This window comes from Herbiconiux sp. 11R-BC (genome assembly GCF_049472555.1).
In the GTDB taxonomy this organism is placed as follows: domain Bacteria; phylum Actinomycetota; class Actinomycetes; order Actinomycetales; family Microbacteriaceae; genus Herbiconiux.
Genome location: NZ_JBCEBO010000008.1, coordinates 65,367 through 84,753, shown reverse-complemented (window position 1 = coordinate 84,753; position 19,387 = coordinate 65,367). Strand labels below are relative to the sequence as shown.

Genomic DNA, 19,387 nt, shown 5'->3' with positions numbered 1-19,387 from the left:
AGCGGCTCAGCTCTCGCGTTGCGTGATGGCGCGGGCCAGGCTGGCGAGCTCTGCACGCGCCGAATCGCCGATGGGGGCGCGTTCGAGTTCGCTCAGCGCCGTGCGCAGGCGGTCGGCGATCATCGTCTCCACCTCGAGCACCGCGCCGGTCTCGCGCATGGTCTGCTGCAGCATCCGGATCTGGCTCTCGTCGAGATCGGGGTCGCCGAGCAGCTCGTCGAAGAGACGACGGGACGAGGCGTCGAGCCGCGACCGGGTGATCGAGACGAGCACCGTGCGCTTGCCCTCGCGCAGGTCGTCGCCGCTCGGCTTGCCGGTGCGTGCGGCGTCGCCGAACACCCCGAGCAGGTCGTCGCGCAGCTGGAAGGCGATGCCGAGGGGAAGGCCGAAGCGGCGCAGGCTGTCGAGCTGGGCCACGGATGCGCCCCGCAGCGAGGCCCCGATCACCAGCGGCGCCTCCACGCTGTACTTCGCCGACTTGTAGACGATGACGCGCTCGGCGCGCTCGAGCGAGCGCTCCGCCTCGGTGGTCGCCCAGGCGCGCTCCTCGAGCAGGTCGAGGTACTGGCCGAGGGTGACCTCGGTGCGCATCAGGTCGACGGCCTCGCGAGTCGCCACGAAGGTCTCCGGCGTGGGGGCGCCGAGCACGGCCCGGGAGACCACCTCGTCGCTCCACGCGAGCAGCAGGTCGCCGAGCAGGATGGCGCTGCCCTCGCCGAAGCTCCGGCCGTCGCCGCGCCAGCCCTGCTCGGCGTGCAGCGACTCGAAGCGGCGGTGCACGGCCGGCATCCCGCGGCGGGTGTCGGAGTTGTCGATGATGTCGTCGTGCACGAGCGCGGCGGCGTGGAAGAGCTCGAGGCCGGCGCAGAGATCGACGAGGGAATCGAGCTCGCGCTCGGAGGGGACCGCCGTCGCGGTGTTCGCCGGCGAGACCGCCCGCCAGCCCCAGTAGCAGAACTGGGCACGGAACCTCTTGCCGCCGCTGAGAAGATCCCTTGAGTAGCGGGCGAACGGAGCGAGTTCGGGGGCGACGCGGCTCAGAATGATGTCACGCGATTGGAGAAATTCGCTGATTCGTGCGTCGACAAGCTTGACGAGGCGTGGGCTTTCCATCACCCGCCTAGCCTAGTCAGACCCCGCGCACTACAATCAGCACTATCACGCGTCGGTCCCGAGCCTGAGGTGAAAATAGGATGCCGCTTTCGGAGCAAGAACAAAGACTCCTCGATGAGATGGAGCGCAGTCTCTACCACAACGATGCCGATTTCGTCTCGGCGGTCGGCGGTGGCCGAGGCCGATTGAACTACGGCGCGCTCGTGCTGGGAATCCTGGTCGGAATCCTGGGCCTGGGCGTCGTCATCGCCGGTGTCGTCTTCCACCAGCCGGTGGTGGGCCTCCTCGGCTTCGTCGCGATGTTCGGCGGAGTGCTGCTGGCGCTGCGCCGCTCGAAGCGTTCCCGCCTGGGGGCGATGCCCCCGTCCGCCTCCACTTCCGCCCACTCGGGCACTGCTCCCCACTCCGCCAAAGGTGCCTCGAAGTCGGGCTTCATGGATCGGTTGAACGACCGGTGGGAGCGCCGCGACGACGATCGCGACGAGTGAGCTCAGGGGAGTGAGTCCCCTGTAAGAAGAGACCGGCCCTCGGGCCGGTCTTTTTTTGTGCCTCCGGCATCCCTTTTTCCTCCCCGGTGAGGCATTTTCCCTCCATTTCCCTCCACCCCTGAAATCCTTGTGATTTCAGGGGCTTTTTGCATTCAGAAGCGCATTTGATGCCGAATGTCGTTGATTGGTGGTGGGAAGTGGAGTAAAGTGGAGGTAGCCCACAATTCTGGCCGGAAGAGTAAGGGGAGGTAAGTGTTCCTTGGCACGTACGCTCCCAAGCTCGACGAAAAAGGGCGCATCATCCTCCCCGCGAAGTTCCGCGACGAACTGGCCGGGGGAGTCGTCATGACCCGCGGCCAGGAGAACTGCATCTACGTGTTCTCGAACCGCGAGTTCGAGGAGCTGCACGAGAAGATCCGTCAGGCCCCGGTCACGAGCAAGCAGGCCCGCGACTACCTGCGCGTCTTCCTCTCCGGCGCCAGCGCCGAGACCCCCGACAAGCAGCACCGCGTCACGGTGCCCGCTCCGCTTCGCGCCTACGCCAAGCTCGACCGCGACCTCGTCGTGATCGGCGCCGGCAGCCGCGCCGAGATCTGGGACGCCGAGGCCTGGAACACCTACCTCGAAGCCCAGGAAGCCGCCTTCTCCTCCACCGACGAGGAGGTGATCCCGGGCCTGTTCTGACTCGTCGTCGCTGACTCCCAGCCGTTCTCGCCCTGGCGCACTTCCCCGGCGCCAGGTCGACGCCCTGACACTCTTCCCCGATGTCAGGTCGGAATGGATGGGGATCAGCGATTGCGAATCAGGAATCCGGATGCCGATGACCGACAGCACCGATCCTCACGACGACGCCGCCACCGGCATCGACTACTCCGAGATCCACACCTCGGTGCTCCTCGAGCGCACCATCGAGCTGCTCGGCCCCGCGGTCGGCAAGCCCGGCGCCGTGCTCGTGGACTGCACCCTCGGGCTCGGCGGCCACTCCGAGGCCTTCCTCCTGGCCTTTCCCGAACTCCACCTCGTGGGGCTCGATCGCGACCCCAACGCCCTCCGGCTCGCCGGTGAGCGGCTGGAGCGCTTCTCCGACCGCATCGACCTCGTGCACTGCGTCTACGACGAGATCGGCGACGCGCTCGAGGGCCTCGGCATCGACGGCGCCGACGGCATCCTGTTCGATCTCGGCGTCTCGTCGATGCAGCTCGACCAGGTCGAGCGGGGCTTCTCGTACTCGAAGGATGCGCCGCTGGACATGCGGATGGACGACACGGCCGACTTCACCGCCGCCGAGATCATCGCGAACTACTCCGAGTCCGAGCTCCGCCGCATCTTCCGCGACTACGGCGAGGAGAAGCTCGCCGACCGCTACGCCCGCAAGATCGTGGCGGCTCGCGAAGCGGGCCCGATCCTGCGTTCGGGTCAGCTCGTCGACGTCATCCAGGCGGCGACCCCCGCGAAGTTCTCGCACCAGGGGCATCCGGCCAAGCGGGTGTTCCAGGCGCTCCGCATCGAGGTGAACGCCGAGCTCGCCGTGCTCGAACGGGCCATCCCGCGGGCCATCGAGACCCTCGTGGTGGGTGGGCGCATCGTGGTGCTCTCCTTCCAGTCGCTGGAGGACCGCATCGTCAAGCGCGAGCTGCAGAAGCGGGCCGTCTCCACGGCTCCGGCCGGCCTGCCCGTCGAACTGCCCGAGCACCGCCCCGAGCTCAAGCTGCTCGTGCGCGGAGCCGAGCTGGCCGACGAGGCGGAGCGCAGCCGCAACCCCCGTTCCATCCCCGTGAAGATGCGGGCCGCCGAAAAGATCAGGAGCATCGCGTGACGAACGCCGCCGGCGCCTTCATGGCCCGCCCCCGCACGAGCATCGCGACCCCCGAGCACGAGCTGCCTCCGGTCGCGCCGCGCATCGAGATCGTGCCGAGCCGAACCCAGCGTCGCGCGCGGCCGAAGATCGCCTACGCCGCCGTGGTGGTGGCCGGTGTGCTCGCGATCGTCGTGACCCAGCTGATGATCAGCATCGGGCTCTCCGACGGCGCCTACGAGATCTCCTCGCTGCAGACCCAGCAGAAGGAGCTCGACCGCACCAACCAGACGCTCACCGAGCAGGCCGACAAGCTGTCGTCGCCGCAGAACCTCGCCGCCGCCGCCGAGTCGCTGGGGATGGTCGCGAACAGCGCTCCGGTGTACCTCCGGCTCTCCGACGGCGCCGTGCTCGGCACCCCGGTCGCGGCTGCGGCCGGCACTCCGTCGGTGACCGGCGGCCAGGCCCTCATCCCGAACTCGCTGCTCAGCCCGCCCGCATCCGCATCCGCGTCCGCCGCCGGCGCCGGCACCGCTGCGCAGCCCGCGGCCGCCGCTCCGAGCGCGCCTCCCGCAGCAGCGGCCCAGCCCGACGTACCGTGGCAGGGTGCGCTTCCCTCTCCGACCACGCGGTGACACCTTCCGCATGATCCCCCTCCCGGAGGCGCCGCAGTGACGACCGCAGCAGTGAACCGCAGCACCAAGCGCCGATCCGTCTTCGCGGTCGTGGCCGTCGTGGCCGTCGTGGCGGTGTTCATCGTGCGGCTCGTGAGCATCCAGGTGGTGCAGGCCGGCGAACTGAACGCCGCCTCGTACAGCCAGCTCTCGGCCTCCACCACCACCTACGGTCTGCGCGGCGACATCGTCGACGACAAGGGCACGGTTCTCGCGAGCACCGTGCTGCGCTACGACGTGACGGCCTCGCCGAAGTCGGTCACCGACTTCACGCGCACCGACGCCTCGGGCGCCGAGGTCACGATCACGCCCACCCAGGCGGCCGCCGAGATCGCCGCGATCACCGGCCAGACCGCCGACCAGGTCTATGGCCTTCTGACGGCAGACCCCTCCTCGAACTTCGCCTACGTGGTGCAAGGGGTCGACGTCGACGTCTTCCGCGGCATCCGCGACCTGCAGATCCCGTGGCTCTACTTCGAGTCGAACCCGCAGCGCACCTACCCGAACGGCGCGGTGGCCGGGAACCTGGTGGGCTTCGTCGGGAGCGACGGCACCGGTCAGTACGGCGTGGAGTCGATGGACAACCAGTGCCTCACCGGCAGCAACGGCCTCGAGACCTACGAGCGCGGCGCCGACGGCGTCGCCATCCCGGGCAGCACGGTCACCACGACCCCCGCGAAGCCGGGCGGGACCGCGGTGCTCACGATCGACAGCGACCTCAACTGGTTCGCCCAGCAGACCCTCGCCGCCCGGGTGAAGGAGGTGGGCGCCGCCTGGGGCACCGTGGTGGTGCAGGAGGTCAAGACCGGCAAGCTCCTCGCCGTGGCGGACTACCCGAGCGTCGACCCGAACAACATCAACGCCTCGCCGTCGAGCGACTGGGGCTCCATCGCCTTCCAGGCCCCCTTCGAGCCGGGCTCGACCTTCAAGGCGCTGACCGCCGCCTCCGTTCTCGACGCGGGCCTCGCGAACGTGGGTACGCACGTGGAGGCACCGTACGTCTACACCGACGCGAACGGCGCCTCGACGAAGGACAGCGAGTTCCACGTCGACCCGCTGAACCTCACCTTCGCGGGCGTCATCCAGCAGTCCTCCAACACGGGGACCGCGATGCTCGGCGAGCTGCTCACCCCCCAGCAGCGCTACGACTACATGCAGAAGTTCCATGTGACGAGCCCGACCGAGGTGGGTTTCCCGGCCGAGTCGGGGGGCATCCTGAAGCCCTGGGACCAGTGGGACGACCAGACCAACCTCACCACCACCTTCGGTCAGGGCATCTCGACCACCGCCGTGCAGATGGCGAGCGTCTACCAGGCCCTCGGCAACGGCGGCGTGCGCCTTCCGGTGCAGCTGGTGGCCGGATGCAAGCAGGCCGACGGCACCATGACGAACGTTCCCGACACCACCGGTTCGCAGGTCGTCTCGGCGCAGGCCGCGAGCGACACCGTGCACATGATGGAGACGGTGGCGACCGGCGGCTACGCCTCGGCCGACCTGCAGATCCCGGGCTACCGGGTGGCCGCGAAGACCGGAACGGCGCAGATGAGCGACGGCAACGGCCAGTACGGTTCGAGCTACATCACCTCGCTGGCCGGACTGGCTCCGGCGGACAACCCGCAGTACGTCGTTTCGGTGACCATCGCCAAGCCCGTTACCATTGAGAACGGACTGGCCGCGGCTCCGGTCTTCCAGAAGATCATGTCGCAGGTTCTGAAGGAGAACCGGGTGCTGCCCTCCACCGAGCCGGCGCCCGACCTCCCCACAACGTATTGAGCAACGACGTACCGAGCACGAAGGAGACCAGTGGCTGATCGGGTTTCTTCGGCACTACGACCGGAGCATCCCATCGCGCGATCGCTCCCTCACCTGGTCGAGGACTTCGGTTTCGAACAGCCCTTCGGCGCGGTCTCCGACGTGGTGAGCGGCATCACCATCTCCTCGCGCGACGTGATGCCGGGCGACCTCTACGTGGGTCTCAAGGGCAAGCACTTCCACGGTGCCGCCTTCGCCGCCGACGCCAAGCAGTCCGGGGCCGTCGCCGTGCTGACCGACGCCGAGGGCGCCGAGATCGCCCGGGAGTCCGGCCTGCCCGTGATCGTCACACCCGAGCCGCGGCTCGCGCTGGGCGAGCTCGCCGCCTGGATCTACCGCACCCGCGAGGAGCCGCCGACGATGTTCGGCGTCACCGGCACCAACGGCAAGACGAGCGTGGCCTACCTCCTCGAGGCGATCCTGCGCCAGCTCGGCATCGAGGCCGGGCTCAGCACCACCGCCGAGCGCCGCATCGGCGACGAGGTGATCGTGTCGAAGCTCACCACCCCCGAGGCCACCGAGATCCACGCCATGCTCGCCCGGATGCGCGAGGCGCACGTGCGCTCGGTCATCCTCGAGGTCTCGGCGCAGGCCATCACCCAGCACCGGGTCGACGGCATCGTCTTCGACGTCGTGGGCTTCACGAACCTCAGCCACGACCATCTCGACGACTACGAGACGATGGACGCCTACTTCGCGGCCAAGCGCGAGCTCTTCCAGCCCGACCGCGCCCGCCGCGGCGTCGTGATCGTCGACGACGAGTGGGGGGCCAGGCTGGTGGCCGAGTCGCGCATCCCGCTCACCACCATCAGCACCGACACCGGCTCCGACGCCGAGTGGATGCTCACGGTCGACGAGGAGACCCCCGACCGCACCACCTTCTCGCTGCGCGGCCCCGACCACCGGGAGATCACCACCTCGGTCCCGTTGCTCGGCGACTTCATGGCCGCCAACGCGGCCCTCGCCATCGTGATGCTGGTCGAGTCGGGCTTCGACCTGGGCGCCATCGCCCACGCCCTCAGCGGCGCGGCCGACGAGGAGCGCGGCGAACCCGACCACGAGCCGGGCATCGACGTCTACATCCCGGGCCGGGCCGAGAAGATCTCCGGCGACCGCGGCCCAGTGGTCTACATCGACTACGGCCACACGCCCGACGCGTTCACCCTCACGCTCGAATCGATCCGGCGCGTCACCGGCGGCCGCATCATCATGGTCTTCGGCGCCGACGGCGACCGCGACCCCTCCAAGCGCGCCGACATGGGCTCGATCGCGGCGCGGCTCGCGGATGCCGTGGTGATCACCGACTTCCACCCGCGTTACGAAGACCCCGCCGCCATCCGGCGCACGCTGCTGGAGGCGGCGCGAGCCGCGGTTCCCGAGCGCGAGATCTACGAAGTGCCCGACCCGGCCACGGCGTTCCGCACGGCGTTGTCGATCGCGCAGGACGACGACGTGATCCTCTACGCCGGACCGGGCCACGAGGACTACCACGAAGTCGCGGGCACGCAGATCCCGTACTCTGCTCGGGACGACGCGCGCAACGCGCTGCACGAACACGGATGGCTCTGACACACATGCTCGACCTCACACTGACCGAGATCGCCGAAGCGCTCCAGGGCGAACTCGTGCTGACCGACGCGGCCTCCGCGGCCGGCTTCACGCCGGAGACCGTGGTGAACGGCGTGGTCGACACCGACTCGCGCCTGATCGGCCCGGGGGACATCTTCGTGGCCAAGCGCGGGGAGTTCGACGACGGGCACCGCTTCGTGGAGCCGGCGGTCGCCGCCGGCGCCTCGCTCGTGGTGGTGGAGCACGCCTTCGCCGCGGAGCAGGGACCGGCGCTGACCGTTCCCCAGATCGTGGTGGCCGACTCGGTGCTCGCGCTCGGGCATTTCGCGACCGAGGTCGTGAAGCGCGTGCGCGCATCCGGCGACCCCCGCGACGGCGGGCTGAAGATCGTCGGCATCACGGGCTCGAACGGCAAGACCACGACCAAGAACCTGCTGCGGGCGATCCTCGAGCGCGTGGGCGAGACCGTGGCTCCGCGCGATTCCTTCAACAACGAGGTGGGCGCGCCGCTCACGATGCTCAAGCTCACCTCCTCCTCCCGCTTCCTCGTGGCCGAGATGGGCGCGAGCGGCAAGGGCGAGATCACCCGCCTCATCCGCATGGCGAAGCCCGACGTGGGCGTCGTGCTCACCGTGGGGCTCGCTCACGCCGGTGAGTTCGGCGGCATCGAGACCACGCTGGCCACCAAGACCGAGATGGTGCAGGACCTCGAGCCCACGGATGTCGCGGTGCTCAACCGCGACGACCAGCGCGTCGCCGGCATGGCCGAGAAGACCGCCGCGCGCGTGCGCTGGTTCGGCCTCTCGGAGGAGGCCTCCGTCCGCGCGACCGACATCGAGGCCACGGCGGCCGGAACCACCTTCACGCTGCACCTGCCGGGCGGCCCCGAGGGCGAGGACGTGTCCCGTACGGTGCACTTCGCCGTGCTCGGCGAGCACCACGTCACGAACGCCCTCGCCGCCTCCGCGGCCGCGCTCGAGCTCGGGGTGGGCATCGACGACATCGTCGCCGCCCTGGAGACCGTGACCCGCGCCGAGCGCTGGCGCATGGAGGTGCTGGGCGGGAACGACGGTGTGCGCGTGATCAACGACGCCTACAACGCCAGCCCCGACTCGATGGCCGCCGCCCTGAAGACCCTCGCGCAGATCGCCACGCCCGAACAGCGCACGGTGGCCGTCCTCGGCGAGATGAGCGAGCTCGGCCCCTACGCCGTCGAGGAGCACGACCGCATCGGCCGCATGGTGGTGCGCCTGAACATCAAGAAGCTCTACGTGGTGGGGGAGGGCGCCCGCGCCCTGCACCTCGCCGCCGAGCACGAGGGCTCCTGGGGCAGCGAAGCGTTCTTCGTCGAGACCGCCGACGAGGCCTACGAGCTCGTCATGGCCGACCTGCGGCCGAACGACCTGATCCTGGTGAAGTCGTCGAACTCGGCCGGGCTGCGTTTTCTCGGCGACCGCATCGCCCAGTCCGAGCGCGTCGCCCTGCCCGTCCAGCCGGGCCCGGTCGTGGAGGCGAACTCATGATCACCCTGCTGACCTCGGCCTCGCTGTCGCTGGCGTTCTCGCTCTTCCTGACGCCCGTCTTCATCCGCATGTTCAAGCGCTTCGCCTGGGGCCAGTTCATCAACATGGACACCCCGGATGCGCACCACGTGAAGCGCGGAACGCCCACCATGGGCGGCATCGTCATCATCCTCGCGGTGCTCTTCGGCTACTTCGTCTCGGCGCTGCTCACGCAGGAGCCGCCCACGGTCTCGGGTCTCCTGGTGCTGTTCCTGATGACGGGGCTCGGCATCGTGGGCTTCATCGACGACTTCCTGAAGGTGCACAAGGAGCGGAGCCTCGGCCTCACGCCGTGGGCGAAGATCTCGGGCCAGGTGATCGTCGGTATCGTGTTCGCGCTGCTGGCCATCCAGTTCCCGAACAAGGCCGGGGAGACGCCGGCCTCGACGCAGATCTCGTTCATCCGCGACCTGCCGTTCGACTTCCTCTCCTGGGGCCTGATCGCCGGCGTGATCGCCTTCGTCATCTGGATCTGCGTGATCGTGATGGCGACCTCGAACGGCGTGAATCTCACCGACGGGCTCGACGGCCTGGCGCCCGGCTCGAGCATCCTCGCCATCGGCTCCTTCGTGATCATCGGTTTCTGGCAGTTCAACCAGTCCTGCCAGAGCGCGAAGCTCGCGGCCGACGCGGTGGCCAAGTGCTACGACATCCGGGACCCTCTCGATCTCGCCACCGTCGCCGCCACCGTGGTGGGCGCCCTGATCGGTTTCCTCTGGTGGAACACCAACCCGGCCAAGATCTTCCTGGGCGACACGGGCTCGCTCGCCCTCGGAGGTGCGCTCGCGGCTCTCGCCATCCTCGCCCGCACGGAACTGCTGCTCATCCTGATCGGCGGCATCTTCGTGATCGTGGCCGGCCAGGTGGCCGTGCAGCTGACCTACTTCAAGCTCACCAAGGGCAAACGCATCTGGCGTGCCAGCCCGCTGCACCATCACTTCGAGATGAAGGGCTGGGCCGAGGTCACGATCGTGGTGCGGTTCTGGATCATCGCCGGGCTCTTCGTGGCCGGAGCGGTGGGGTCGTTCTACCTCGAGTGGCTCTCCCGCTGATGAGTCGTTCCCTCGACGAGCTCACCAGCTGGCACGCCGACTGGGCGGGCCTCCGGGTGGCGGTGCTCGGTCTGGGCATCACCGGGTTCTCGGTGGCCGACACGCTCACCGAGCTCGGCGCATCCGTTCTCGTGGTGGCCGAGAAGGCCCAACCGAAGTACGCCGACCTCGTTCCCGTGATCGGCGCGCGGCTCGTGCTGGCGCCGGCGGGCGAGATCCCGGCCGAGCTGGCCGACCTCGACCCGGAGCTCGTGGTGGCCTCACCGGGCTACCACCCCGACGACGCGCTGCTGGTCTGGGCGGGCGAGCAGGGCATCCCGGTGTGGGGCGACGTGGAGCTCGCCTGGCGGCTCCGCGACAAGGTGGTCGACGCGACCACAGGACGACCCGCCGACTGGATCGCCGTCACCGGCACCAACGGCAAGACCACCACGGTGCAGCTCGCCGCATCGATGCTGCTCGCCGCCGGCCACCGGGTGGCGCCGTGCGGCAACATCGGCATCCCGGTGCTCGACGCCATCCGCGACCCGCAGGGCTTCGACGTGCTCGTGGTGGAGCTCTCGAGCTATCAGCTGCACTCCACCTCGAGCATGTCGCCCTACGCCTCGGTGGTGCTGAACGTGGCCGACGACCACCTCGACTGGCACGGTTCGTTCGAGGCCTACGCCGCGGCGAAGGCGCGCGTATACACGAACACGCAGGTGGCCTGCGTGTACAACAAGACCGACGAGCTGACTCGGCGCATGGTGGAGGACGCCGAGGTGGTCGAGGGCGCCCGCGCGGTGGGCTTCGGTCTCGGCGTGCCCGGGCCGAGCGATTTCGGCGTGGTCGACGGCATCCTCTGCGACCGTGCGTTCCTGGAGGAGCGGCGCGACTCGGCCCTCGAGATCGCCACCGTCGACGAACTCCGGATGCGCGGACTCGGCGCTCCGCACACGGTCGCCGACGTGCTCGCCGCGGCCGCCCTCGCGCGGAGCTACGGCGTCTCGGTCGAGGCGGTGCGCGCCGCGCTGGCGGTCTTCACGCTCGACCGGCACCGCATCGAGCACGTCGTGACCGCGGGGGGAGTGACCTGGGTCGACGACTCCAAGGCCACGAATCCGCACGCGGCGGCCGCCTCGCTGCGGGCCTACCCCTCGATCGTGTGGGTGGTGGGGGGCTTGCTGAAGGGCGTCGACATCGACCCGCTGGTGCAGGCATCCCTCGGCCCGGGGCAGGAGCGGGTGCGGGCCGTCGTGGTGATCGGCGTCGACCGCGACGAGGTGATCTCGTCCATCCGGCGACACGCCCCCGAGCTGCCGCTGTTCGAGGTCGACCACGAAGAGACTGGTGACGTAATGTCCGTGGCGGTCGCTCTCGCGGCCGCGGCGGCTCGGCCCGGAGACGTGGTGCTGCTCGCACCAGCCGCGGCGTCGATGGACCAGTTCGCAGACTACGCCGACCGAGGAACCCGATTCGCGGAGGCGGTGCGCAGGCACGTGGGAGGTACTGACGGTGACGACTCCCTCCCGAACCCTCCCGCGCTTCGGCCCGAGTAGAGGTTCCGGCGCGAGCGCCCGCGGTGGTGGGAGCGACGGCACCGGCCACTCGGCGCGCATCTCGCTCGGGCAGGTGTTCACCGCCGAGTCGAGCAACTACTTCCTGCTGCTCGGAACCACCCTGTTCCTGGTGCTGCTCGGCCTCGTGATGGTGCTCTCGTCGAGCTCGATCGACGCCTACACCTCGGGTCAGAACTTCTTCAGCGTGTTCTTCAAGCAGGGCATGTTCGCGCTGCTCGGCGTGCCGCTGATGCTCGTGATCTCGCGCCTGCCGATCAGCTTCATGAAACGCTGGGCCTGGGTCGGCATCTTCGTGGCCGTGGGCATCCAGTTCCTCGTGTTCACACCGCTCGGCGTGTCGGTGGGCGGCAACCTCAACTGGATCACGGTGGCCGGGTTCTCCTTCCAGCCCTCGGAGCTCGTGAAGCTCGCCCTCGTGGTGTGGACGGGGGCCATCCTCGCCAAGAAGGAGCCGCTGCTCGGCAAGTTCGGGCACGTCGTCATCCCGATCCTGCCGGTCGCCGGCGGGGCGATCTCGATCGTGCTGCTCGGCGGCGACCTCGGCACGGTGATGATCATGGCGGGCCTGGTCTTCGGCGCCCTGTTCTTCGCGGGCATCAAACTGCGGATGTTCATCGTCCCGCTCCTCGGATTCGCGGTGCTCGCGCTCATCAAGGCCTTCTCGAGCACGAGCCGCTCGACCCGTGTGATGTCGTTCCTCAACGGCGGCAGCGGCGACTACCAGGGTCTCGACTGGCAGGCCCAGCACGGACAGTGGGCCCTCGCCGGCGGCGGGGTGTTCGGTGTCGGGCTGGGCAACTCGCGGGCCAAGTGGTCGTGGCTGCCCGCCGCCGACAACGACTACATCTTCGCCATCATCGGCGAGGAGCTCGGGCTCGTCGGCGCCATCGTCGTGCTGCTGCTGTTCATCGCCCTCGCGGTCTCGTTCGTGCGCATCATCCGTTCCTCCCACGACATCTTTTCCAAGGTCGTCACCGGTTCCGTGATGGTGTGGCTGATCGGTCAGGCGTTCGTGAACATCGCCGTGGTGCTCGGGCTGCTGCCCGTGCTCGGAGTGCCGTTACCGCTGATCTCCTCGGGCGGGTCTGCGCTCGTCACGACCCTCGCGGCCATCGGGGTCGTGCTCGCCGTCGCGCGCCACAACGCCCTCGAGTCGGCGCAGCGCGAGCCCGAGGCCGTGGTGGGTGCCGATGCTCCGGATGTGCGGGCCGGGTCGGCCCTCCGCGCCCGCCTCAGCCGGATCGGGCGCCGATGACGCGCTACCTCCTGGCCGGCGGCGGCACAGCGGGTCACGTGAACCCCCTGCTCGCCACGGCCGACGAACTGCGCCGGCGCGACCCCGAGGCCGAGGTCGTGGTGCTCGGCACCGCCGAGGGCCTGGAGGCCCGGCTCGTGCCCGCACGCGGCTACGAACTGCTCACCATTCCGAAGCTGCCGTTCCCGCGCCGGCCGAACGGGGCGGCCCTGCGCTTTCCGGGAGGGCTGCGCCGCACGGTCGAGCAGGTGGCCGGCATCGTGCGCGAGCGCGGCATCGACGTGGTGGTGGGCTTCGGCGGCTACGCCTCCGCGCCGGGTTACCTCGGGGCGCGGCGTGCGCGCATCCCGTTCGTCATCCACGAGGGCAACGCGAAACCCGGGCTCGCCAACCGGCTGGGCGCCCGCTTCTCGCCCTGGGTGGGGGTGACCTTCGCCTCGACGAAGCTCCGGCACGCCGAGCTCGTGGGCATGCCCCTGCGCACCGAGATCACGGCGCTGGCGGATTCCGGGGCGCGAGCCGCCGCGGCCGCCTCGGCCCACACCTTGTTCGGTCTCGACCCGGCGCGCCCGACCCTGCTCGTGACCGGCGGATCGCTCGGAGCGCGGCGCATCAACGCGACGGTGCACGCCTCGGCCCGTGCCCTCGTGGACGCCGGCTGGAACGTGCTGCACATCGCGGGCGATCGTGCCGAGGTGGGCGACCCGGGCGTGCCCGGTTACGTCTTCCTCGAATACTGCGACCGGATGGATCTCGCCCTCGCCGTGGCCGACTTCGCACTCTCGCGCGCCGGAGCCTCCACGCTCTCCGAGTTCGGGGCCCTCGGCGTGCCCGCCGTGCTCGTGCCCTACCCCGTCGGCAACGGCGAGCAGCGCTTCAACGCGGCCGATCTGGTCGGCGCCGGTGGGGCGGTCCTGGTGGCCGACGCCGAGTTCCTGCCGGCCTGGGTCGACCGCGAGGTGCTGCCGCTCCTGGCCGATCGCGCGCGCATCGACGCCATGGCCGTCGCGGCGCGGCGGGTGGGCATCGCCGACGGGGCCGCCCGCCTCGCCGCGCTCGTCGACCGGGCGCTGCGCCCCGGGGGGTCGGCGTGAGCGTAACGTTGAGGGGGGATGTGCGGCCGCCCCGCGCATCCGGAACCCTCGTCAGACTGCCCCGAAAGAGCGTGAACCCGTGATCAAGCCCGACCTCGACATCGAGATCCCCGCCGAGCTGGGAGCCGTGCACTTCGTGGGCATCGGTGGAGCGGGCATGAGCGGAATCGCGCGCCTGTTCAAGGCTTCCGGCCTCACGGTGACCGGTTCCGACCGCAGCGACTCGAAGACCGCCGGCAAACTGCGTGCCCTGGGCATCCCGGTGGCGGTCGGTCACGACGCCGCCAACGTCGGCGAGGCCGACACCCTCGTGGTGACCAGCGCGCTCTGGCCCGACAACCCGGAGTACCTGTTGGCCAAGGAGCGCGGGCTCACCATCCTGCATCGCTCGCAGGCCCTCGCCTGGCTCGTGAACCGGCAGCGGCTGGTGGCCGTGGCCGGCGCCCACGGCAAGACCACCTCGACCGGCATGATCGTGACCGGGCTGCTCGAACTCGATCAGGAGCCCAGCTTCGTGAACGGCGGCGTGATCTCCGAGCTCGGCACGAGCTCCGCGCTCGGCGACGGCGGGATCTTCGTGGTGGAGGCCGACGAGTCCGACGGCTCGTTCCTGCTCTACGACACGGCGGTGGCGCTCATCACGAACGTCGACCCCGACCACCTCGACCACTACGGCTCGGTGGAGGCCGTCGAAGACGCCTTCGTGCGCTTCGCCGACGCCGCCTCGGAGCTCGTCGTGATCTCCTCCGACGACGCCGGGGCCCTGCGCGTGTCGTCGCGGGTGCAGCATCCGCGTGTGCTCAGCTTCGGGGAGGCGGCGGAGGCCGACTTCCGCGTGCACTCCATCGTCACCGACGGGCCGGTGAGCTACGTCATCGACCACGAGGGCGTCAGCTACCCGGGAACCCTGCGCGTGCCCGGCCACCACAACGCCATCAACGCGGCCGGAGCCGTGGCGGTGCTCGTCGGTCTCGGTTTCGCTCCGGATGCGGCGATCGCCGCCGTGGGCTCCTTCGGCGGCACCGGGCGCCGCTTCGAACTGCACGGCACCATCGGCGGCGTGAGCGTCTACGACGACTACGCGCACCACCCCACCGAGGTGGCCGCGGCGCTCACCGCCGCGCGCACCGTCGTGGGCGAGGGGCGCATCATCGCGGTGCACCAGCCTCACCTCTACAGCCGCACCCAGCTCATGGCCGGCGAGTTCGCGGAGACGCTCGAGCGCACGGCCGACTTCACCATCGTGCTCGACGTCTGCGGCGCTCGCGAGGACCCGGTTCCCGGCGTCACGGGTGCCCTCGTGTCGGAGCGCTTCGCCGACCCTTCGCACGTGGCCTACATCGACGACTGGCAGCGCGCGGCCGACTTCATGGCCGAGACCGTGCGCCCCGGCGACTTCGTGGTCACCCTCGGCTGCGGCGACGTGAACCTGCTCGTGCCCCAACTGCTCGCCGCGCTCGAGCGCGCGAGCGAAGCGGGCTCGCTCCCCGCGGGCGACGAGGAGCCGGCCGGCGCGTGAAACGACCACCGGGCATCACGCCGCCTCCGCCGCCGGCCGATCCGCCCGCGTCGCCTCCGCCGGCGTCCTCGAAAGGGCGCAAGCGGCCCACTGCGCCCTCGGCGTCGCTGCAGGATGCGGTGAAGGACTCCGCGCGCCGGCGTTCGGGTGGCGGCGGAGCGGCGGCCGACGGCTCGGCGGCTGGGGGAGCCGGTGCCGGATCTGCGGCGAGCGGGGCCGGCGACGGAGCGCAGACCGTTCCGATCACGGCGGCGCCGAGCCGCGCATCCGGCCATGGGTCTCGGGCAGGCGCCGCTGCCGGAGCGCGGGCGTCCGATTCCGCCGGTGCCGGCTCGGGTTCGCGGGGCGCGGGATCGACGAGCACCGGTTCGCGGGGCGCGGGATCGACGAGCACCGGTTCACGGGGCGCGGGATCGTCGGGTGCCGGATCGGCACCCTCCCGCGCGAGAGCCGACCTCGACCAGACGGCGCCCATCGGCGCCTCCGGCACCCCGCTCACCGACGGGGGCAAGCGCCCTCCGAGGCCGCCGCGCTCCTCCGGCACGCGCGTCACGGGTGACGCACGCCGTGAGCTCCGCAAGGCCAGCCGCGTGCGCCGCCGCTACGAGCGCGCCGAGGCCCGCCGCTTCACGCAGCGCTCGCGCCGCCGCCGCACGGCTTGGCTCGTGGCGGGCGCCTCGGTCGTGGGGCTCGTGCTCGTGGTGCTGCTCGCGGCCTACTCGCCGCTGCTCGCCGTGCGCACGATCGCGGTGGAGGGCACCTCGCGGCTCGACCCCGCCGCGGTCACGACCGCCCTCGGCGACCAGCTCGGCCGCCCGCTCGCCCTCGTCGACTACGGCGCCATCCAGAGCGACCTCGCGCAGTTCCCGCTCGTCGAGTCGTACTCGGTCGAGGCGAGGCCGCCCGACACGCTCGCGATCAAGGTGGTGGAGCGCCGGCCGGTGGCCGTGGTGCAGACCGCCACCGGCTTCGACCTCATCGATGCCGCCGGTGTCACGGTGCAGCAGGATGCGGCGCGCATCCCGGGGTTCCCCCTTCTCGACCTCACCGGAACGCAGATCGGCAGCCCGGGCTTCCAGGCAGCCGCGTCGGTGCTGATGTCGCTGCCGGATGCGCTGCTCGGCCAGGTCGACCGCATCAGCGGCACCACGCCCGACAGCGTGACCTTCGTGATGACCGGCGTCGGTCAGCGCGTGGTGTGGGGGAGTGCGGAGCAGTCCGAGCTCAAGGCGGTCATCCTGTCGAAGCTCATCCCCACCCAGGACCCGGCGCGCGCCGTGGAGTACGACGTGTCGAGCCCGCAGAGTCCGGTCGTGCGCTGAGCCTCGGATCGCGACACGCGGCACCTGGTTCGACGCGAAAGGCGCCCGACGACCTAGGTTCGTTCTAGGAAATACATACTCGGAATAACTTTAACTTTCAACCTGAACTTTAAAGTTCCCAGCGGAGGCCGGACGTGACTTCAAACCAGAACTACCTCGCCGTGATCAAGGTCGTCGGCATCGGCGGCGGCGGCGTCAACGCCGTCAACCGCATGATCGAGCTCGGGCTCCGCGGGGTCGAGTTCATCGCCATCAACACGGATGCGCAGGCGCTCCTGATGAGCGACGCCGACGTGAAGCTCGACGTGGGCCGCGAGATCACCCGCGGACTCGGCGCCGGCGCCGACCCCGAGGTGGGCCGTCGTGCCGCCGAGGACCACGCCGAGGAGATCGAGGAGGCCCTCGCGGGCGCCGACATGGTCTTCGTCACCGCCGGTGAGGGCGGCGGAACCGGCACCGGTGGCGCTCCCGTCGTGGCCCGTATCGCGAAGTCGATCGGTGCTCTCACCATCGGTGTCGTCACCAAGCCCTTCGGCTTCGAGGGCAAGCGCCGCGCGGCCCAGGCCGAAGACGGCGTGGCCACCCTGAAGAACGAGGTCGACACCCTCATCGTGGTGCCCAACGACCGCCTGCTGGAGATCAGCGACCGCGGCATCAGCATGCTCGAGGCCTTCTCCACGGCCGACCAGGTGCTGCTCGCCGGTGTGCAGGGCATCACCGACCTCATCACCACCCCCGGCCTGATCAACCTCGACTTCGCCGACGTCAAGTCGGTCATGCAGGGTGCGGGGTCGGCCCTGATGGGAATCGGCTCCTCGCGCGGCGCCGACCGCGCCATCAAGGCTGCCGAGCTCGCTGTCGCGAGCCCGCTGCTCGAGGCCTCGATCGACGGTGCCCACGGCGTTCTCCTCTCCATCCAGGGCGGCTCGAACCTCGGCATCTTCGAGATCAACGACGCCGCGAAGCTGGTTCAGGATGCGGTGCACCCCGAGGCCAACATCATCTTCGGCGCCGTCATCGACGACACCCTCGGCGACGAGGTGCGCGTCACGGTCATCGCCGCCGGCTTCGACGGCGGGGAGCCCAACGCGAACACCCCGGTCGAGTCGCGTCGCGGTGGCTACGTCGCCCCGAGCGAGGAGGCCGACCCGTTCGGCCGTGCCGGCAACGCCACGACGGGTCTGCGCCGCGACCAGCGCGCCGAACCGGCCGAGGAGCCGCAGCAGCAGTCCTGGTCGACCCCGGCGGCCGACCTCGGTCTCACCGGCACTGTGGCGCTCGACCCGGCGTCGGAGGACGACGACGCCGACCTCGACGTGCCCGACTTCCTGAAGTAGCGGTTCGACGAGACGGGCACAGTCGTGACGGATGCGCTTGCGCCGCTCGCCGAGCGTGTCGAGCGGGTGCGCGGCGAGGTCGCCGACGCCGCCCGCTCGGCCGGCCGCGACCCGGCCGAGCTGACGCTCATCGCGGTCACCAAGTTCCACCCCGCGTCGCTGGTGCGCGAACTGCACGAGCTGGGCATCCGGGACTTCGGTGAGAACCGGCACCAGGAGGCGCGCGAGAAGGCGGTCGAGCTGGCCGGGCTCGGGCTCGCCTGGCACTTCGTGGGCCAGCTGCAGTCGAAGAAGGCGCGGCAGGTGCGCGAGTACGCCTCCGTCGTGCACTCGATCGACCGCGAGGCCCTGGTGTCCGCGCTGGCCGAGGCGGAGCATCCGCTCGACTGCTTCCTGCAGATCAACCTCACCGACGACCCCGCGCGCGGGGGAGCTCAGCCCGCCGAGGCCGAGGCCCTCGCCGAGAGCATCGCCGCCGCGCCCGGGCTGCACCTGCTCGGCGTGATGGCGGTGGCGCCCCTCGACGAGGAGCCGCGCGCTGCTTTCGCCCGCTTGCGCGCCATCTCCGACCGGGTCACCGGAGTGGTTCCGGAGGCACGATTCATCTCGGCGGGCATGTCGCACGACTTCGCCGAGGCGATCGCGGAAGGCGCGACACACCTCCGCATCGGCACGGCAATCACGGGAAACCGGCCGCCGCGCGATTAATCTCGGGGTAGGAAAAGTACCAGCTACCGGAGGTTCGCATGGCCAACCCACTTCGCAAGACCATGGTCTACCTGGGTCTCGCAGACGAAGAACTCGAATACGAGGCGCCCGCGGCACCCGTCGCGCCCGTGCCGCACCCGCACGCCGCCCCGGCCGCCCCGCAGCAGCCCGCTGCCACCCGCGCGCCGGTCACCCCGCTCCGCAAGTCCGCGCCCGTCAAGAATGTGGCTCCTGCTGAAATGAATGAGATCCTCACCGTCCACCCGAAGCAGTACAAAGACGCGCAGGTCATCGCTGAGAACTTCCGCGAGGGCATCCCGGTCATCATCAACCTGTCGCAGATGACGGATGCGGATGCACGCCGTCTGATCGACTTCGCCGGCGGCCTCTCGCAGGGCCTCTACGGCAAGATCGAGCGCGTCACCAGCAAGGTCTTCCTGCTCTCCCCGTCGCACGTGGCGGTCTCCGGCGAGGCCGGCGGCGAGGCGCGTGCAGAATCCTCCTTCTTCGTTCAGTCATAATCACTGA

General features: G+C 70.1%; 17 protein-coding genes. 16 read left to right on the top strand and 1 reads right to left on the bottom strand.

The window, feature by feature from the left end; all coding sequences use genetic code 11:
• Nucleotides 1-6 precede the first annotated feature (6 nt).
• Nucleotides 7-1,116, bottom strand: coding sequence for a polyprenyl synthetase family protein (locus VD659_RS16915; protein WP_423262212.1), 1,110 nt, complete (start codon nucleotides 1,114-1,116; stop codon nucleotides 7-9).
• Between the two features lie 77 nt (nucleotides 1,117-1,193).
• On the opposite strand from VD659_RS16915, the gene VD659_RS16910 reads away from it, so the two are divergent.
• The 16 genes from VD659_RS16910 to VD659_RS16835 all read left to right on the top strand — a co-directional run bounded on the left by VD659_RS16910 (nucleotide 1,194) and on the right by VD659_RS16835 (nucleotide 19,380).
• Nucleotides 1,194-1,601, top strand: coding sequence for a DUF3040 domain-containing protein (locus VD659_RS16910; RefSeq protein WP_423262211.1), 408 nt, complete (start codon nucleotides 1,194-1,196; stop codon nucleotides 1,599-1,601).
• Nucleotides 1,602-1,853: 252 nt separating this feature from the next.
• A complete protein-coding gene (gene mraZ / locus VD659_RS16905) occupies nucleotides 1,854-2,285 on the top strand; it encodes a division/cell wall cluster transcriptional repressor MraZ (protein ID WP_137835568.1) in 432 nt (143 codons plus the stop codon).
• Nucleotides 2,286-2,421: 136 nt separating this feature from the next.
• Complete coding sequence (gene rsmH / locus VD659_RS16900) at nucleotides 2,422-3,417, top strand: 16S rRNA (cytosine(1402)-N(4))-methyltransferase RsmH (RefSeq protein WP_423262210.1); 996 nt, start codon at nucleotides 2,422-2,424, stop codon at nucleotides 3,415-3,417.
• Complete coding sequence (locus VD659_RS16895; RefSeq protein WP_423262209.1) at nucleotides 3,414-4,031, top strand: hypothetical protein; 618 nt, start codon at nucleotides 3,414-3,416, stop codon at nucleotides 4,029-4,031. Before rsmH ends, VD659_RS16895 begins: the two co-directional genes overlap by 4 nt.
• A gap of 36 nt (nucleotides 4,032-4,067) precedes the next feature.
• A complete protein-coding gene (locus VD659_RS16890; protein ID WP_423262208.1) occupies nucleotides 4,068-5,843 on the top strand; it encodes a peptidoglycan D,D-transpeptidase FtsI family protein in 1,776 nt (591 codons plus the stop codon).
• A gap of 30 nt (nucleotides 5,844-5,873) precedes the next feature.
• The gene (locus tag VD659_RS16885) at nucleotides 5,874-7,451 is read left to right on the top strand and encodes a Mur ligase family protein (protein ID WP_423262207.1); all 1,578 of its coding nucleotides are present in this window, start codon (nucleotides 5,874-5,876) and stop codon (nucleotides 7,449-7,451) included.
• A gap of 5 nt (nucleotides 7,452-7,456) precedes the next feature.
• Nucleotides 7,457-8,974 (top strand): UDP-N-acetylmuramoyl-tripeptide--D-alanyl-D-alanine ligase, encoded by a 1,518-nt coding sequence (locus VD659_RS16880; protein WP_423262331.1) that lies wholly within the window; start codon nucleotides 7,457-7,459, stop codon nucleotides 8,972-8,974.
• Nucleotides 8,971-10,065: a phospho-N-acetylmuramoyl-pentapeptide-transferase gene (mraY, locus tag VD659_RS16875; protein ID WP_137835565.1), complete on the top strand. Its 1,095-nt coding sequence runs from the start codon at nucleotides 8,971-8,973 to the stop codon at nucleotides 10,063-10,065. The genes VD659_RS16880 and mraY overlap by 4 nt, the downstream gene beginning before the upstream one ends.
• Nucleotides 10,065-11,603 carry a UDP-N-acetylmuramoyl-L-alanine--D-glutamate ligase gene (gene murD / locus VD659_RS16870; protein ID WP_423262206.1) on the top strand — a complete coding sequence of 513 codons (1,539 nt, stop codon included), beginning with the start codon at nucleotides 10,065-10,067 and terminating at the stop codon, nucleotides 11,601-11,603. Before mraY ends, murD begins: the two co-directional genes overlap by 1 nt.
• Nucleotides 11,560-12,879 carry a putative lipid II flippase FtsW gene (ftsW, locus tag VD659_RS16865; protein ID WP_423262205.1) on the top strand — a complete coding sequence of 440 codons (1,320 nt, stop codon included), beginning with the start codon at nucleotides 11,560-11,562 and terminating at the stop codon, nucleotides 12,877-12,879. The genes murD and ftsW overlap by 44 nt, the downstream gene beginning before the upstream one ends.
• Entirely contained in the window at nucleotides 12,876-13,973 is a 1,098-nt protein-coding gene (locus tag VD659_RS16860; RefSeq protein ID WP_423262204.1) for a UDP-N-acetylglucosamine--N-acetylmuramyl-(pentapeptide) pyrophosphoryl-undecaprenol N-acetylglucosamine transferase, read from the top strand. The genes ftsW and VD659_RS16860 overlap by 4 nt, the downstream gene beginning before the upstream one ends.
• A 79-nt stretch (nucleotides 13,974-14,052) precedes the next feature.
• A complete protein-coding gene (gene murC, locus VD659_RS16855) occupies nucleotides 14,053-15,492 on the top strand; it encodes a UDP-N-acetylmuramate--L-alanine ligase (RefSeq protein WP_423262203.1) in 1,440 nt (479 codons plus the stop codon).
• Nucleotides 15,489-16,814 carry an FtsQ-type POTRA domain-containing protein gene (locus tag VD659_RS16850; protein ID WP_423262202.1) on the top strand — a complete coding sequence of 442 codons (1,326 nt, stop codon included), beginning with the start codon at nucleotides 15,489-15,491 and terminating at the stop codon, nucleotides 16,812-16,814. Before murC ends, VD659_RS16850 begins: the two co-directional genes overlap by 4 nt.
• Nucleotides 16,815-16,948: 134 nt before the next feature.
• Nucleotides 16,949-18,151 (top strand): cell division protein FtsZ, encoded by a 1,203-nt coding sequence (ftsZ, locus tag VD659_RS16845; RefSeq protein WP_423262201.1) that lies wholly within the window; start codon nucleotides 16,949-16,951, stop codon nucleotides 18,149-18,151.
• 24 nt (nucleotides 18,152-18,175) lie between these two features.
• The gene (locus tag VD659_RS16840; protein WP_423262200.1) at nucleotides 18,176-18,859 is read left to right on the top strand and encodes a YggS family pyridoxal phosphate-dependent enzyme; all 684 of its coding nucleotides are present in this window, start codon (nucleotides 18,176-18,178) and stop codon (nucleotides 18,857-18,859) included.
• A gap of 38 nt (nucleotides 18,860-18,897) precedes the next feature.
• Nucleotides 18,898-19,380, top strand: a complete 483-nt coding sequence (locus VD659_RS16835; RefSeq protein WP_423262199.1) for a cell division protein SepF — start codon at nucleotides 18,898-18,900, stop codon at nucleotides 19,378-19,380.
• The last annotated feature ends 7 nt before the right edge of the window (nucleotides 19,381-19,387 follow it).

What these genes read in the sequence shown, in the direction of transcription:
- VD659_RS16880 (WP_423262331.1), top strand. Translation starts at nt 7,457, where the DNA reads ATGCTCGACCTCACACTGACCGAGATCGCCGAAGCGCTCCAGGGCGAA.
- murD (WP_423262206.1), top strand. Translation starts at nt 10,065, where the DNA reads ATGAGTCGTTCCCTCGACGAGCTCACCAGCTGGCACGCCGACTGGGCG.
- rsmH (WP_423262210.1), top strand. Translation starts at nt 2,422, where the DNA reads ATGACCGACAGCACCGATCCTCACGACGACGCCGCCACCGGCATCGAC.
- VD659_RS16835 (WP_423262199.1), top strand. Translation starts at nt 18,898, where the DNA reads ATGGCCAACCCACTTCGCAAGACCATGGTCTACCTGGGTCTCGCAGAC.
- mraY (WP_137835565.1), top strand. Translation starts at nt 8,971, where the DNA reads ATGATCACCCTGCTGACCTCGGCCTCGCTGTCGCTGGCGTTCTCGCTC.
- VD659_RS16860 (WP_423262204.1), top strand. Translation starts at nt 12,876, where the DNA reads ATGACGCGCTACCTCCTGGCCGGCGGCGGCACAGCGGGTCACGTGAAC.
- VD659_RS16910 (WP_423262211.1), top strand. Translation starts at nt 1,194, where the DNA reads ATGCCGCTTTCGGAGCAAGAACAAAGACTCCTCGATGAGATGGAGCGC.